General features: G+C 69.2%; 14 protein-coding genes. 8 read left to right on the top strand and 6 right to left on the bottom strand.

What is annotated here, in order from left to right; translation table 11 throughout:
* Positions 1 to 100: 100 nt before the first annotated feature.
* The 5 genes from F4562_RS23400 to F4562_RS23380 all read left to right on the top strand — a co-directional run bounded on the left by F4562_RS23400 (position 101) and on the right by F4562_RS23380 (position 4,732).
* Positions 101 to 1,111: a serine/threonine-protein kinase gene (locus tag F4562_RS23400; RefSeq protein ID WP_184541138.1), complete on the top strand. Its 1,011-nt coding sequence runs from the start codon at positions 101 to 103 to the stop codon at positions 1,109 to 1,111.
* A 27-nt stretch (positions 1,112 to 1,138) separates the two neighbouring features.
* Positions 1,139 to 2,107, top strand: a complete 969-nt coding sequence (locus F4562_RS23395; RefSeq protein WP_184541139.1) for a serine hydrolase domain-containing protein — start codon at positions 1,139 to 1,141, stop codon at positions 2,105 to 2,107.
* Positions 2,108 to 2,341: 234 nt separating this feature from the next.
* The gene (locus F4562_RS23390) at positions 2,342 to 3,550 is read left to right on the top strand and encodes a cytochrome P450 (RefSeq protein ID WP_184541140.1); all 1,209 of its coding nucleotides are present in this window, start codon (positions 2,342 to 2,344) and stop codon (positions 3,548 to 3,550) included.
* A 2-nt stretch (positions 3,551 to 3,552) separates the two neighbouring features.
* On the top strand, positions 3,553 to 3,780 hold the full coding sequence (locus F4562_RS36430; protein WP_221206785.1) for a hypothetical protein: 228 nt from the start codon (positions 3,553 to 3,555) through the stop codon (positions 3,778 to 3,780).
* Positions 3,781 to 3,961: 181 nt separating this feature from the next.
* Entirely contained in the window at positions 3,962 to 4,732 is a 771-nt protein-coding gene (locus F4562_RS23380; protein ID WP_184541141.1) for an SDR family NAD(P)-dependent oxidoreductase, read from the top strand.
* Positions 4,733 to 4,846: 114 nt separating this feature from the next.
* Here the strand turns inward: F4562_RS23380 and F4562_RS23375 are convergent, their stop codons facing one another.
* The 4 genes from F4562_RS23375 to F4562_RS23360 all read right to left on the bottom strand — a co-directional run bounded on the left by F4562_RS23375 (position 4,847) and on the right by F4562_RS23360 (position 9,678).
* Complete coding sequence (locus F4562_RS23375; protein WP_184541142.1) at positions 4,847 to 5,938, bottom strand: TIGR04500 family putative peptide maturation system protein; 1,092 nt, start codon at positions 5,936 to 5,938, stop codon at positions 4,847 to 4,849.
* Between the two features lies 1 nt (position 5,939).
* Entirely contained in the window at positions 5,940 to 6,926 is a 987-nt protein-coding gene (locus F4562_RS23370; RefSeq protein WP_184541143.1) for an MvdC/MvdD family ATP grasp protein, read from the bottom strand.
* A 146-nt stretch (positions 6,927 to 7,072) separates the two neighbouring features.
* A complete protein-coding gene (locus F4562_RS23365) occupies positions 7,073 to 7,249 on the bottom strand; it encodes a hypothetical protein (RefSeq protein WP_184541144.1) in 177 nt (58 codons plus the stop codon).
* A 152-nt stretch (positions 7,250 to 7,401) separates the two neighbouring features.
* Complete coding sequence (locus F4562_RS23360; RefSeq protein ID WP_184541145.1) at positions 7,402 to 9,678, bottom strand: peptidase domain-containing ABC transporter; 2,277 nt, start codon at positions 9,676 to 9,678, stop codon at positions 7,402 to 7,404.
* 255 nt (positions 9,679 to 9,933) lie between these two features.
* Here F4562_RS23360 and F4562_RS23355 point away from each other — a divergent pair, with 255 nt between their 5' ends.
* Positions 9,934 to 10,491 carry a hypothetical protein gene (locus F4562_RS23355; protein WP_184541146.1) on the top strand — a complete coding sequence of 186 codons (558 nt, stop codon included), beginning with the start codon at positions 9,934 to 9,936 and terminating at the stop codon, positions 10,489 to 10,491.
* Here F4562_RS23355 and F4562_RS23350 read toward each other — a convergent pair.
* A complete protein-coding gene (locus tag F4562_RS23350; RefSeq protein ID WP_246473526.1) occupies positions 10,488 to 11,360 on the bottom strand; it encodes a class I SAM-dependent methyltransferase in 873 nt (290 codons plus the stop codon). The genes F4562_RS23355 and F4562_RS23350 overlap by 4 nt on opposite strands.
* Before the next feature lie 181 nt (positions 11,361 to 11,541).
* Complete coding sequence (locus F4562_RS23345) at positions 11,542 to 11,766, bottom strand: integrase core domain-containing protein (protein ID WP_184541147.1); 225 nt, start codon at positions 11,764 to 11,766, stop codon at positions 11,542 to 11,544.
* 924 nt (positions 11,767 to 12,690) lie between these two features.
* Between F4562_RS23345 and F4562_RS23340 the strand changes: the two genes are divergently transcribed.
* Positions 12,691 to 13,728, top strand: coding sequence for an amino acid--tRNA ligase-related protein (locus tag F4562_RS23340; RefSeq protein WP_184541148.1), 1,038 nt, complete (start codon positions 12,691 to 12,693; stop codon positions 13,726 to 13,728).
* 48 nt (positions 13,729 to 13,776) lie between these two features.
* Positions 13,777 to 15,303, top strand: a complete 1,527-nt coding sequence (locus tag F4562_RS23335; protein ID WP_184541149.1) for an acyl-CoA reductase — start codon at positions 13,777 to 13,779, stop codon at positions 15,301 to 15,303.
* Positions 15,304 to 15,365: the final 62 nt, after the last annotated feature.

Here is a 15,365-nt window from a genome sequence, read left to right as displayed (position 1 = left end):
CCGGCGGGCAGCGGTGGAACCGGTGCCACCCCCAGACCGGCGGGGAACAGTGAAACCGGTGCCGCCTCCGAGCGCCGGCGCACCCGGTAGGTTCGCCCGTATGTCCGAAGATCTCCCGCGTGTGCTGGCGGGCCGGTACCGGCTGCTGTCTCCGCTCGGTGAAGGCGGCACGAGCACCGTCCGACGAGCCTGGGACGAGTCGCTCGACCGGGCGGTGGCGATCAGGGATGTGGTGCCGCCCGCCTGGATGCCCGCCGAGAGCCGTGAGTTGTGGCTGCGGCGTATCCCTCTCGAGATGCGTCCGATGACCAGGGTGAAGAGCCATTCCGGCATCGTCGCGGTCCACGACGTCGTCGAGGAGGACGGCCTGCCGTGGATCGTCATGGATCTCGTCGAAGGGCCGTCCCTGGCCCGGGTGATCGAGACCGAGGGCCGGCTGGACGAGGTCAGGGTCGCGGAGATCGGGCTACAGGTGATCACCGCGTTGGCCTGGATGAGCGAGACGTACGGCATCCTGCACCAGGATGTCAGACCTTCCAACATCCTCTTCGAGGACGGCCGGGTGATGCTGACCGGTTTCTGGATCTCCGCGGTCGTCCGCGGGGTCATCGACTGCTCATTCGAGCATCTGACCGACGTTCTCCCCTACCTCGCGCCCGAACGGATCCTCAGCCAGCGCCCCTCCACGTCCGCCGACCTGTGGGCGATGGGCGTGACGCTGTACGAGGCGGTCGAGGGCCGCAGGCCGTTCGAGGAGGAGAGCACAATGGGCACGCTCGCGGCGGTCGTTTTCCGACCGCCGGCCCCCACCCGGTACGCGGACCGGCTCCGGCCGGTGATCGAGGGCCTGCTCCGGAAGGACCCCGCCGAACGGCTGACGGTCGCCCAGGCGACGGCGCTGCTCTCCCAGGTGGCCACCGAAGCGCCACTGGACGGCCCCTCAGAGGTGGCCACCGGAGCACCACCGGACGGTCCCTCCCAGATGACCGCCGAGACCCCACCGGACCGTCCCTCCGAAGCGGCCACCGAGGCTCCAGCGGGCCGTCCGAGGAGGCTCCGGCTCGGCCGGCCGTTCTCGCGCGGTGCCGGCCGACGGCCGGGTTGGCCCTGACACTGTGGCAGGGCATAGAACAGGATCATGGACAACCGAACGCTCACCGACCGTCTCGCCCGGATCGTCGAACAGGGCCGGGTGCCCGGCCTGCATGCCGTCGTCGCCGCCCGGCACGGCGAAGTGATCCTCGAACACTACGGTGAGGGTGAGGACTTCAGGATGGGCGAGCCGCTCGGGCACGTGCGGTTCACCCCCGACACGCTCCATGACGTCCGCTCGGTCACCAAGAGCGTCGTCGGCCTGCTGTACGGGATCGCCCTGGCCGACGACCGGGTGCCGGAACCGCACGAGCCGCTGCTGCGGCACTTCCCGGAGTATCCGGACCTGGTCGGTGATCCCCGGCGTGCCGCGCTGACCATCGAGCACGCGCTCACCATGACGCTCGGCCTGGAGTGGGACGAGAGTGCCCCCTACACGAGCCCGGCCAACAGTGAGATCGCGATGGAGCTCGCCCCCGACCGCTTCCGCTACATCCTGGAGCGGCCGGTCGTGGAGGAGCCCGGCACGCGCTGGTCGTACTGCGGAGGCGCGTCGGCGCTGGTGGCGCGGCTCGTGGAGAGGGGCACCGGGCTGGTGTTGGAGGAGTTCGCGCGCGCCAGGCTGTTCGAGCCGCTGGGGATCGAGCGCTTCGAGTGGTCGACCGGCGCCGACGGGGTGGCGCTGGCCGCCTCCGGCCTGCGGCTCACCCCGCGCGGTCTCCTGGCGGTCGGGCGGCTCGTGCTCGACGGGGGCCGCGACGTCGTGCCCGCGTCCTGGCTGGCGGAGGCGCTGTACCCGCGCGTGCGGACGGACAGGGGTTCCGGCTACGGCTACCAGTGGTACGTGGGTGACACATGGGTGGGGGCGTTCGGCAACGGCGGCCAGCGGATCTACGTGGCACCCGAGCTGGACCTGGTGGTCGCCGTCACCGCGGGGCAGTACAACTTGCCCGAGCAGCCGACCGCCTCGGTGGTACTGGAGGAGGTCGTCCTGGCGGGATGCTCGGCAAGCTGATCCCGGTGGAGCGCCTGACAGGCTGATCCCGGCGGGGTGCTCGACAGGCTGACCCCGGCGGGATGCTTGCCGAGGACTCCGGCGGAGCGCTCGGCGAGCTGACCCCGGCGGGGTCCTCGGCGGGTTGCCCCGGCAGAGCACTCGGATGCTCATCGCGATCCCGTCTGATGAGTCACTTGACTTAACCGAGTCGCCTGTCTTGGATCGGGATGTCAGCTCGCGTAGGAGGCTGCGATGAGTGACTCCGTGCCCGAATATCCCTTCCGGAACCCCACCGCGCTGGAACCTCCGCCGGAGTGGGCCCGGTTGCGGGAAAGCTGCCCGGTGGCGCCGATCCGGCTGGCCAGTGGGGACGAGGCGCTGCTGCTGACCCGCTACGACGACGTCAAGCAGGTGCTGTCCGACCCGCGTTTCACCCGGCAGCTCGACGCCGGTGACGCCGCCCGGGTGACGGCCAATGAGTCCGGGGGCGTGTTCGGCGCCGACCGCATGGGGGTGGCCGCCGCCGGCGGGGAGGCGCACCAGCAGTGGCGGCGGCTGATCGGCCGGTCGTTCACCGCCAAGCGGGTGACGGCCATGCGGCCACGCATCGAGGCGATGGCCGAGCAGCTCGTCGACGCGATGACGGCGCAAGGCGCGCCCGCCGACCTGGTCGGCGCGCTGGGTTTCCCGCTCCCGGTCTGGGTGATCTGCGACCTGCTGGGCGTGCCGGACGCCGACCGCGACCGCTTCTCCTACTGGTCCGACACCATGCTCAGCCTCACCCGCTACGAACAGGCCGAGATCGACCGGTCCGAGGCCGCCTTCACCGCGTACCTCCAGGAGCACATCGCGGCCAAGCGCGAGCGGCCGGGTGACGACCTGCTCAGCGAGTTGATCACGATCGTGGACGCCGCCGACGGCCGGCTGACCGAGATGGTGATGCTGGGCACCGCCCGTGCGCTGCTGGTGGCCGGGCACGAGACCACCGCCAACATGATCGGCAAGATGACGGCGATGCTGCTGGCCGACCGTACGCGCTGGCAGGAGTTGCTGGCCGACCCGTCCCTGGTGCGTACCGCGGTGGAGGAAGTCCTGCGTTTCGACGCCAACCCCGGTTTCGGCATGCCCCGCTACCTGTCGGAGGAGATCGAGGTGGGGGGCCGCAGGCTCCCGGCGGGCACCACCGTGGTGTGCAGCATGGCCTCGGCCAACCGCGACGAGCAGACCTTCGACCGGGCCGACACCATGGACCTGCGCCGTTCGCCGAACGCCCACCTGGCCTTCGGCGTCGGCCCGTACGCCTGCCTGGGGCAGGCCCTGGCGCGCACCGAACTGCAGGCCGTGCTGGCCGTGCTGCTGCGCCGGCTGCCCGGCCTGGAGCTGGCCGTACCCCCCGGTGAGCTGCCCACCCGGGAAGGGCTCGTCGTCGGCGGGTTGCGACAGGTCCCGGTCCGGTGGTGACGATGGTCCGCACCACCACGAAACCCGAACGCGGACCCGGCCCCGAACGCGGGCACGAACCCAAGAGCGACCCCGGCCTCGAACTCGGACGCGGCACCGAACGCGAACGCGCTCTGCACGAGAGCCACGAGAACGTCACCACACCGCGAGTCACCTGGGATGACGCCGCGACCGGGCTGATCGACGCGATCGTCGGCCTTCGGGCCGCCCCGGTCACCCTCCCGCGGTGACACGCCCCGGCCCGACCGGCCCCCACGCTGACACATCCCGGCCCACCCGCTCCCGCGGTGACACACCCTCGCCCACCCGCTCCCGTGATGCACACCCTGGGCCCACCCGGTCGCCTCCCGGGGGACCCGATCTGCCCGCCCGGTCACCCTCCCCGGGTGACACCACACGATCGGAGGACGCATGCGTGGTCTGACCGGAAAACGGATCGTGATCTGCGGAGGTGCCACCGGCATCGGAGCCGCCACCGCCGTACGGCTCGCCGAGGAGGGGTGCCGTGTCCTGATCGGTGACGTCAACGTCGCGGGAGCCGAGGAGACCGCCGGGCGGATCATCGCGGCCGGCGGCACGGCCTTGGCGGCCGGGTTCGATCTGTCCGACGAGGCGTCCGTGCGCACCCTGATGGACCGGGCGGTCTCCGATCTCGGTGGGGTGAACGGCCTGTTCAACGTGGGCGCCGACCTGTCACCCGGCACCATCGGCCACGACGGCGACCTGTCGGCGATGGACGCGGCCGTCTGGCGGCGCACCCTGGAAGTGAACCTGATCGGCTACGCGCACTCCTGCCGGGCGGTGATCCCGCTGCTGCTGGAACGCGGCGGCGGGGCCATCGTGAACACCTCCTCGAACGCGGCGTTCGTGGGTGAGCCGCTGCGCCCGGCCTACGCCGCGTCCAAGGCGGGCGTGAACGCGCTGACCCGGCACGTCGCCTCCCGCTGGGGCAAGAAGGGCATCCGCTGCAACGGCGTCTCACCCGGCATGGTGCTCAGCGAGACCGGCATGACCCACATGAGCGAGGAGTTCCTGGCCGCCGGGCTGGTCGGCACCCGCAGCACCCGTCTCGGCAGGCCGTCCGACCTGGCGGCCGTGGTGGCCTTCCTGCTGTCCGACGACGCCGAGTGGATCAACGGTCAGACCTGGTCGATCGACGGCGGCGGCTCACTGCGCGACTGACGTCCGCGGAGCCGCGCCCGGGTGCTCTCCCCGGCACGGCCGGCGTCGGGAACGCAGCTCGCTCCCCGACACGGCCCGCGTCAACAACCCGGCCCACCCCCGGTACGTCCCGCATCAGGAACGCAGTTCGGCGGTGATCTCGTCGGTGCGGGCCTTGCTGCCCCAGAACCACTCCACGTGGGCGTGGCGTCGGTGCTCCTCCAGCCACTCGTCGAAGATCCGCCTCTCGACGAGCCCGCGGGTCACCCCGTCGAGCACCGCCGGTTCCACGACCAGCACGTACGCGACGCAGAAGCCGCCGTCCGGGAGCCGCACGGGCCCGAGCACCGCACCGGCCCGCGCCTCCGCCGCCGGAGCGCCGAAGAGCGCGGTCAGGTCACCCCTGCCGTTCGCCTCCATCCGGCAGGTGGCCACACCCGCCAGCACCTCCCCGGTCGCCAGCGCGACAGGGTCGGCGTCCTTGTCCACCCCGTCGGGCGGCGCGCTTCCGTCGCGCAGGAAGGCCGCGACGGCGTCGGCGCGGCCGGGGTCGGCGTACCGCAGCCTGACCACGCGCAACCGGTCGAACTCCTCGCGACGGGCGGCGAAGAAGTCCTCCACCGGCTGCTCCTCGACCACCTCACGGCGCAGGTCCGCCACCGCCGCCTCGCCCGCCACGATCTCCTCCAGGCGGGCGTGGCTCACACCGCGCTCGGCCATCCACCGCCGCGTCGCCTCGGCGGTCAGCAGCCCCCGCGCCCGGCGGAAGGCGTCCATGGCCTGCTGGAGCCGGTCGGTGGACAGGTCGGTCTGCCGGGTGGCCAGGACCTGGTCGACCAGGGCGGCGTTCACCAGCCGCCGGGCCAGGTCGGCGTCCTCCCACAGCACGTCCAGGGCCGAGACGGCCTGCCCCATGGTGATGTCGACGCCGTTGACGCGCAGCACGAGTTGCTCGCCGGAGCGCTGGCCTCCGCGCAGCGGCCAGGGGATCACCCGGTCCGGGGCGAAGGCCAGTGAGACGGTCCCCTCGGACGAGGGGAGCAGCAGGTCGTAGTGGTACTCGTCGACGGCGGCCTCGCGCTGCCACAGCAGTCGCATTCGCACCCCGGGATGCCGTTCACGCAGCTCCGGCAGCCACTCGCGGGCACGTTCCGGCGGCACGCCGTCCAGTCCGCGCAGCCATTCCAGGGCGTCGTCGAGAAGCCCGGGGGGCACCGTCTCGGACACGTCAGGCTCCTTCCAGCAGCAGGTCGCAGACCGCCTCGCTGATCGGCAGGCCGGTCAGCTCCTCGATCCACAGCCACTGCCCGTTGGGGTTGATCTCCAGGAACACGTACCGGTCGTCCGGGGTCAGGACCAGGTCGAAGGCCCCGTAGGAGAGCCCGAGACGGTCCGTCATCGCCAGGCACCGCTCGGCGACCTCGTCCGGAAGCCGGTGCACGAGGTGTGGGGTGCCTCCCAGGTCGTAGCGGCGCCAGTCCACCATCGCCCGGTTGCTGTCCTGGGAGTGGATCTCGGCCGCGAACACCCGCCGGCCGACGACGGTCACCCGCAGTTCCAGCCGCTTGGGCACGTACTCCTGCACGATGACCGGGCAGAACCGCAGCGCCTCCGCGTACGCCAGGTCGCGGGCCGAGACGAAGTCGCATTTGCGGATGACCGTGTGGCCCGCCGCGAGGTTCTCCACCCGCGGCAACCCCAGGGTCTTGGTGACGATGCGCCCGTCATGGCGGTTGTGGAAGTCCCACAGGGCGTCCGCCTGGGTCGCGATCAGCGTCTCCGGGATCTCGAACCCCAGCTCCGCGGCCAGGGTGAGCTGGGACGGCTTGTGCTCGGCCCGCTGGAACACCGACTCGCGCGCGGGCACCATGCGGCACGTCAGGTGCTCCCACAGGTCGCTGATCAGGTGCACACCCTCCCTGACCGCGTACTCGGCCACCGAGGGGTCGGTGATCGCCGGGTGGGCCTCCGGCCACCCGGGGCGCCGCCACCACAGCGCGGTCAGCGAGTCCAGGTCGAGCGTGCCGGACTCGGTGTGCAGCAACCGCCGGGCCAACCCGCGGGCTGTGTACGCCAGCTCCACGTGGGCCCGGAGGAGGTAGTCCCGATTGTCGAAGACGGTCGTGCGAGCGCCGCGCCGGTCCAGCAGGCGCCGCACGTGGTCGGCGTGCGGGTCGTCGTCACATGTGAGGACGAGAACATGCGGAGGTGACACGGATCTCCTTCGAGAGCTGGCTGCGCGGGTCCCGGGCCCGCCGCGGGGAATCCGCGGCGGGCCCGGGACGACAGGGTCACCGGACGCGGGAACGTGCGCCGTCCCCGTGTCCGGTGAGATCCGTCCCCCTCAAGCAGGGACAGCCGTCACCACGGCACCTTCGACGGAGGCTTGTCGTCCTGGCACCAGCCCGGCGGGTCGAAGTACTCCCCCGTGACGATCACGGGGCCCGCACCGCCGCTGATGGCGCCCAGCGCGCTCTCGTCCAGCTCCATACCGACCGGGGCGATGTCCCCGAGTTCCGTACGCGGTGTCGCGCTCATGAAGCCTTCCTCCTTTCCTTGTGAGAAAGTGATCTCACGGCGAATATCGCGCTCTTTCCTTGTGAACGTCTGGTGAAGCTTGAAGTCGCATGTCGTGATCGACTTCGCTGGGGCTTGTCATGCGTCAGGGAACGACCACGATGCCGGGCCCGTCAGGGGCCCACCGAGAGTTGCGCACGGACGAGACCCGCGTACAGGCCGGCCGAGTCGATCAGCGTGTCGTGCACGCCGCTCTCGACGATCCGGCCACCGTCCAGCACCAGGATCAGGTCGGCGTCCCTGATCGTGCTCAGCCGGTGGGCGATCACGATCCGCGTCTGCGGAAGGGTGCCGAGGCTCGTGCTCAGCGCCGCCTCGGTGTCGGTGTCGAGGTGACTGGTGGCCTCGTCCAGCAGCAGGAACTCCGGACGGGCCAGTATCGCCCTGGCCAGGGCGATCCGCTGGCGCTGGCCGCCGGACAGTCCCGCCCCCTCGGTGAGCGGGGTGTGGTACCCCATGGGCATGGCGGCGATGTCGTCGTGGACGCACGCCAGCCGGGCGGCCTCCTCCACCTCGTCCGGGGACGCGTCGGGACTCGCCAGCGCGATGTTGTCCGCGATCGAGCCGGTGAACAGGGCCGGCTCCTGGGTGACCACCCCGAAGCGGCGCCGCAGCCGTCCCCGATCCAGCCGGGACACCGGCACCCCGTCGTAGCGGATCTCACCCTCGACCGGTGGGAACAGCCCCAGGAGCAGCCGCGCCAGGGTGGTCTTGCCCGACCCCGACCTGCCGACCAGTGCGACCTTCTGCCCCGGGGCGATGCTCAGGTCGATCCCGCGGACGATCCACGGGCTTTCGGGCGCGTACCGGAAACCGACCCCCCTCATCTCGATTCCGCTCCCCCGCGCCGTGCCGCCGAGACAGCCGTCAGCCGGGGCCGGGGCCGGGGGGGATGTGCGCGGAGCCGCACCCTCATCACCCGTCGCACCGTCACGGACACCGCAGGAACCACCGCCGGAAACACCGCCGGAAACAGCGCCGGAACCACCGTCGGAAGCAGCGCCGGAGACGGCCTCGGGAGCGGTCTCCCAGATGTCGGCGAGCCGCTCGGCCTGGGCACGGGCGGTCTGGAGACCCCGCAGGCTGCCGGTCAACGACGCCAGCGGCGCCAACGCGGCGGCGGCCAATGCCAGTACACCGAGCATCGCACCCGCGGTGAGCCGGTGCTCCACCACCTGCCACGCGCCGACCCACAGCAGCACCAGCGGGGCGGCGAACCTCAGCGCCGCCAGGACGGTGTCCTGCATGCCCTGGGCGAACGAGCTTCGCCGCACCCGCCGCATCTGAACGTCCAGCAGGCGGGTCCACCGTCGCAGAACCTGAGGCTCCGCCCCGGCCGACTTGATCGTCTCGATGCCCTTGACGGCCTCGATGAGCTGTCCCTGCGCGTCATTGCGCGCCTCGTGCTCCCGGTGGACCAGGTCGCGGATCCGCTGCCGGGTGAGGAGGACCACGAGGAACTGGGCACCGGCGAAGAGGGCGAGCACTCCGCCGAGCAGCGGCGACCGGACGGTGACCGCGACCAGGTAGACGACGGCGAGCGGGACGTCGAGCAGGGCCGACAACACCTGGCCGGTGAGGATCTCCCGCAACAGACTGGCCCCGGTGATCCGCGCGACCAGGTCGGCCGAGCCCCGGTGGGCGAAGAAGCGGAACGGCAGGGCGAGCAACCGCCTGGCCAGATCGTCGAGCAGGACGGTGTCGGCACGGGCTCGCAGCACGACCAGTGCCCAGGCCCGCACCGCTCCCAGTGCGAGATGGGCGAGCACCGCCGCGACCCCGGCCAGCCCCAGCAGGGACAGCAGGTCGATCTCCCCGCGTCCCAGCACCCGGTCCACGATGCTCTCGGTGACGGCGGGCAGGACGAGCCCGAGCCCCTGCAGGACGAGGCTGAGCAGCACCAGCACGGCCAGGATGCCCCGGTGGTTCAGGACGCTGAACCGGATGTAGCGCGACCACCAGGAGCGCTGCTCGCCGAAACGTCCCCGCTCGAAGTCAGGGGAGGGGGCGAAGGTGAAGGCCACACCGCTGTAGTCCTTCGCGAACTCCTCCCGGGTGAGCTTGAGCCGCCCGATCCCCGGGTCGACGATCGTGATCCGTTCCCCGGCCACCCGCTCCACCACCACGAAGTGCCGGGATCGCCAGTACGCGACGGCCGGCAGGGGGATCGCGTGCACCTGCTCGGCCGGCAGGGAGAACGCGCGAGTGGTCAGCCCGCGTGCCCGTGCGACGCGCACCAGGGTGAGCGCGCTGACGCCGTCGCGGCCTATGCCCATCTCGTCGGCCAGGGCACGCATGGAGAGGTGATGCCCGTGTGCGCCGAGGATCATCGCGAGGCAGGCGGCCCCGCACTCTGCGACGCTGTGCTGAAGTACTACTGGAACCCGCATGGGGCGTCAGTGTCCACCCCTCCCCTTTGAACTTGGTTGTGATCGGTTGGCAGCCCGGTCTCCCTGCGCCGGATGACCCGCGATCCGCCGCTTTCCGGGAAGCACCGAGCGCAAGCTCACCCCCTGTGAGCAGCATGGACGTCCGCGGACGGCGGCGCCCACGCCCGCGGCGGCGGACCCCGGCGGACCACAGTGACTCACAAGCCTCCTCCAAGAAGGTTCCGCCATGATCGATCCCGGAAAGAGGTGCGGAGATTGCAGGCACTGAAGACACGGAACGCGAAGTCCGGCATCGCATGTCTGCTGGCGGCGTCCATGTGCGAGCTGGTGAGCGCGACACTGGCCCTCGGTCTCCTGATCCCGCTGCAGGTGGGGCTGGCGGTCGACGCCGACCCCGACATCGACCTGCTGGAGATCGCGGACAGCCTCCGGCACTTCGTGTGGGGCTACGCCGTGGCCGGTGCGCTCATGGCGGCGCTGGCGGCCCTGGTGTGGCGACGGGGCGGCAAGACGTGGGCCCGTATCGTCACGGCGTCGGCCCTCGCGCCGTACACGGTGTTCCACCTCGCCCTCGGGCCGGCGGACCCGCACCCCCTCGACCACCGGTACACGGGCTGGTACGTGGAGACGACCGGCTGGCTGATGGGCACAGCCGGGCTCCTCCATCTCGTGGGGACGGTCCTGGTCCTCCTGACCCCAAGCACCCGCCAGGATGGGCACACCGCCGTCGCGGAGAACAGCACCGCCGCGGAGAACACCGGCGTCACGGGGAACATCGGCGTCCCCCTACCCGAGATGACCAAGCACCACTAGGCGACGGGGACGCGTGCGCGGGCGAGCACGGACAGTTCGAACGGGCGGAGCGAGTCGGTACGTTCCCACTCCGCAGGGGGGATCGTCTCGCGTTGCCGGACGGACTCGACCGGTTGGAGCCGGTGCTCGAGCAGGAGGGTGTTCATCTGCTCGGCGCTGAGGAAGGTGCGCCAGGGCTCGCCATGCCCGGCCGCCGCGGCCATGACCAGCTCCGCGTAGGACTGGCCTGCCTCGTCGCGGAGTTCGGCCGGCAGGAGGTGCTCCACGACGAGCTCGGTGCCGGGTGCGAAGCCGCTGATGACGTCCAGGGTCTGCCCGATGGCCTCCCGGGTGAGGTACATCGTGACTCCGAGCCAGCTGACCAAGGCGGGCCTGCCTGGATCGAAGCCTGCTCGGACGAGGTGGTCGGCAAGTGATCGGGCGGACTCCTGCTCGAAGTCGACCGGGACGAAGCAGGTGGACGGTGGCACCTCTGTTCCCGTCTCAATCAGCAGTGCCTGCTTCCAGCGCTGGGTCGCGGGCTGGTCGACCTCGAACACCCGGACGCGGCCGACCGGCTTCGACCGATAGGCGAAGGAGTCCAGCCCTGCGCCGAGGATCACGTACTGGTCGACGCCCCGGCCGGCCAGCTCGGCCAGCCGATCTTCGGTGTAGCGGCTGCGGGTGACGGCCGTCGTCCGCGCACCGGACAGGACGGGGTGGCCGCCATAGGACCGGTGGTAACCAAGGAGTTCCTCGGCGCGCTCCCCCAGGAAGGTCCGCGCCAGGGTGTCGGCGAAGATCGGAGGGGCGTCATCGACAAGGAGATGTGCCGCACGCGCGGCGGCCGACATGAGAGCCGTCTGGCTCGGCTGTCCGTTGTTCACCATGACAACAGACACTATTGGCATAATTTCAGCACTGCCGACATGGTAACACAGAAATAAAAATATCGGAAGTGCTTTCAGATTGCAATTCGACAATGAATTCGAGGCCGTCGAGTGAACCGCTCCGGCTGCGGTGGAGGCTCCCGATGTTCCCCGAGTTGCGTGGAGCTCGCTTACTTGACTGTCATGCCGACTGGTTGTTCGCGTAGAGGATCTTGTATCCGATCAGGGTGCGCATCCCCAGGGCGCTATGTCGTCGTCGATTGTGGAAGGTCTCCAGGTAATCGAAGATCGCGTTGGCGGGTTCGATGCGGGTCTTCCACCGTCGGTGGTTGAGCAGCCCGGTCTGCATCCGACCCCAGAACGACTCGATGACGGCGCCTGCGAAGCAGTCGCCGACCGACCCCATCGAGGAGACCAGCCCAGAGACCTCGGCCCGATCGGTGAACGCCCACGAGGTCTACTGCACCCGTGATCGGAGTGGATCACCGCCCCGAACTGCGAGGTTCGGTTGTGAACGGCCATGCCCAGCGCGTTGGCGACCAGGGCCGCGGTCTGGGTGGGGTCGACGGACTCCTGTCGTGGCGGGACTCCCCGGCCCCCCTTGCCGTTTCCTAGTGACCTTTGAAATGCCTTGAACAGTCGTCCCACAGCACCCGAACCACAAGCGCCGTGCCACGCCGTCTCTGTTGCAGCCTCTCCGCACGTCCCAGCCTCCACGCGGCCTGCGGCGGGAGGACCGTAAGCGCCCCTTGCCGAGTCTTCGGCCGATCACAAGGCAACCCCAAGCGATCCGGATGATCCTATTCATGGATCTTCTGCCATCCGTAAATTCCTGATCCGATACAGGACGTAGGTGATGTCAGCCAGAGGTGATGGGGCCACCCGTAAGGGACCGCTTTCCGGAAAATCCTCCATAACGGATAACCACACGGAACTCAATGTGGAGCTCTCGATACGTTCTCCGCTTCGGAGGAGAGCCGACCGGATTCCTGCTTCGCGACGTCTACGAGTGGACCGTCTGCGTAGCGACCTACTCCTACTCCTACTAGACGCGACCACCAGGTCACCGAGTCCGAGACCGGACACGCCGGCGCCATCCCCGAAGGAGCCCGGGCCGGGAGACGTGACCCGGTGAAGACGAACAGTGATGGTCGCGATCGATTACCACCGTTCCGCCTGATCGGTGAACGCGGCGCGACGTCGCGCGAGACGGACCGCGGGCGAACGAGACCGGCACGGATCCAGTGAATTCGAAGATCAGCGTTATGCAAGCGACTGCCGTGTGATCGGCCTGATCGGCAGTCGGCTCTGAGAACCAAGGGAGTACATCGTGACCAGCACAACGGAACGCGCCTCGTCGTTCTCCACGGGCGACTCGAAGCGAGAGGGCGCCGGGGCCAAAGACCGGTTTCTCCAGATCATCGGTGATCCGTGGTATGCGCTGCTCACCGAGGTACAGGACCTCGTCACCCAGAACACCGTCGAGATCTTCTCGGCGGCGGGCCTTCGTAACCTGCACCTGCCGATCACGACGCACTCCATCTCCAGCCCCATGGGGTTGGGAAGCGACTCGCTGCCCGTGGAGATCGAGTTGTTCAACGTGCGAACCTATCTCGCGGATTCGATGCAGTTCATGCTCGAGTACGGATGCCGCCTCAACCAGGCGGGTGCCTACTACCTGATGCCGAGCTTCCGCGGTGAGGACGCCGACGCGACGCACCTGTGCCAGTTTTTTCACAGCGAGGCCGAGATTCCCGGCGGGATCGACGACGTCATGGCGCTTGTCGAGCGCTACCTCCGTACGATGACCGCCAACATCTTCAAGAAGCTGGGCGGCAGGATCAAGGGCGGCACCAAGCACATCACCGACTTCCTGGAGTCGGACCACATCCCGCAGATCACCATGGACGAGGCGGTGGAACTGCTGGGTGCCGACGACTCGCTGGTCCGATGGCACGAATCCGGTTTCCCCGTGCTCACCCGTGCCGGTGAGAAGGAACTGATGGGCAGGCTCGGCGGGTTCTGCTGGGTGGTCAAGCCCGACCACCTGTCGGTCCCCTTCTACCAGGCTTTCGCGGACGCCGACGGGAAGAAGGCGCTGGCGGCCGATCTCCTGATCGGGATGGGTGAGACCGTCGGCTCGGGCGAACGTCACACGACGGCCGAGGACGTTCGTCTAGCGCTCAAGCGTCACGGCGTGGACCCTGCCCCGTACGAGTGGTACATCAAGATGCGCGAGCAGTTCCCGATGCGGACGTCCGGATTCGGTCTCGGCGTCGAGCGTTACATCTGCTGGTTGCTCAACCATGCGGACATCAGGGACAGCCAGCTGCTCGAGCGGTACAACGGCGTTGTCACGATCCCCTGACGGATGGGCCCCGTTTCCAAGCCCGTACATCTTGTTAAGGAGAACACCGTGACGGACACCGACATCGACCTCCCCATCTTCCTGGGTGGGCGGCCGATCTTCCTCGCCCCCGACCGCGAGGCGCATGTCCTCAGCTACGAGACCGCGGCCCGGGCCCGGATCCCGGTCATCACGCAGGCGGAGATCGCCCAACTCGAAGCGCACGACAGGTTCGGCCTCGCGAGACTGCACATCCAGGAAATCGTCGCCTTCCTCCAGAAGGTCGGCCGGTTCTGGGCGATCGAGAACATGGATCACCCACTGTACCGACGTGCGCTCGATCAGATGTCGGCGATCTCCGGCATGAGCCGGAAGATGGCCCAGCGTGAGTTCAACCTCATCCATGTCCTGTGCACCTATGGCGCGGCCCTGTACGACATGCTGGACGCGGAGATCGGCAGCCGCTTCTACCTGGACGACTGGCTCGTGCGGAACGACGCACTGGTCCACGCGCATCCGTGGGGAAACGCGCTTCACGTGATGGTGGGGAACGTCCCGGCCTCCAGCATCATGTCGCTCATCCGGGGCATCATCACGAAGAACACGACCATCGCCAAGCTGCCGAAGCGCGACCCCATCACGGCGCTGTACTTCGCGCTCTCGATGCACGAGATCGATCCCGACCACCCGGTGACCCAGTCGATGAACGTCCTCTACTGGCCCGGCGGCGACCCCGCTGAGGAGAAGTTCATCAGGTTGGCGGACGTGGCCTGCGTCTGGGGCGGCGAGAAGCCGGTGAAGCGGGTCAAGGAACTGGTCCGCACCGGTGTCAGCGTCCTGGAGTTCGGGCCTAAGAGCAGCTTCGCCCTGATCGGCGCGGAATCCGCCGGGTCGAAGAAGGTCGCGATCGATCTCGCACACGACATCGCCATCTACAACCAGGAAGCCTGCTTCTCCCCGCAGATGGTGTTCGTCGAAGGGCGGGAGAACACGGCGGGTTTCACCGCCAACCTCATCGAAGCGCTCAACCTCTACGACCGGCTGCTGCCGAAGGGCTTCGTCTCCGACGACGCCCACGCCCTGGTGTCTCGGGCCCGGCTCGAAGCTCTCTACTCCGGAAACGACGTGCACACCTCACCCGAGGGCGGCACTGCCTGGACCGTCACGGTCGTTCCCGACCCCGGCCACATCAACGAGCATCCGCTGAGCCGCACGATCTATGTGATCCCCGTCGACGACATCGGCGACGCGGTCAACCACTGCACTCCGGACACACAGACGATCATCATCTCGCCGTGGAACCGCAACCCCGAGATCCGCGACGAGGCGACGCTGCGCGGCGCCTCCAAGATCACGGAGGTCGGGCTCGCCGAGTGGCACCGCATCGGGATCCCGCACGACAACATCTATCCGATGCACAGCCTGCTGCGCTGGGTCGGCGTCGAACGCGGGCTCGATTACTGGGGCAAGTACATCGAGAACGGCCCGATCGACACCACAAAGTTCCTCATGGTGCACGAGACCCTGACCGAGGACATCGACACGCTCCCGGCGGCCGACGGCGCCGGCTTGCCCGAGACCGCCGTCACCGGCTGAAGCCCGCCACGTCGGACGGCCCGACGACACGACAAGCACTCAGATCGAACGGAAAGCGGTGC

The sequence above is a fragment of the Streptosporangium becharense genome (assembly GCF_014204985.1).
Taxonomy (GTDB): Bacteria; Actinomycetota; Actinomycetes; order Streptosporangiales; family Streptosporangiaceae; genus Streptosporangium; species Streptosporangium becharense.
The sequence above is the reverse complement of the archived record's forward strand: the minus strand, read 5'-3'. Positions and strand labels throughout refer to the sequence as shown.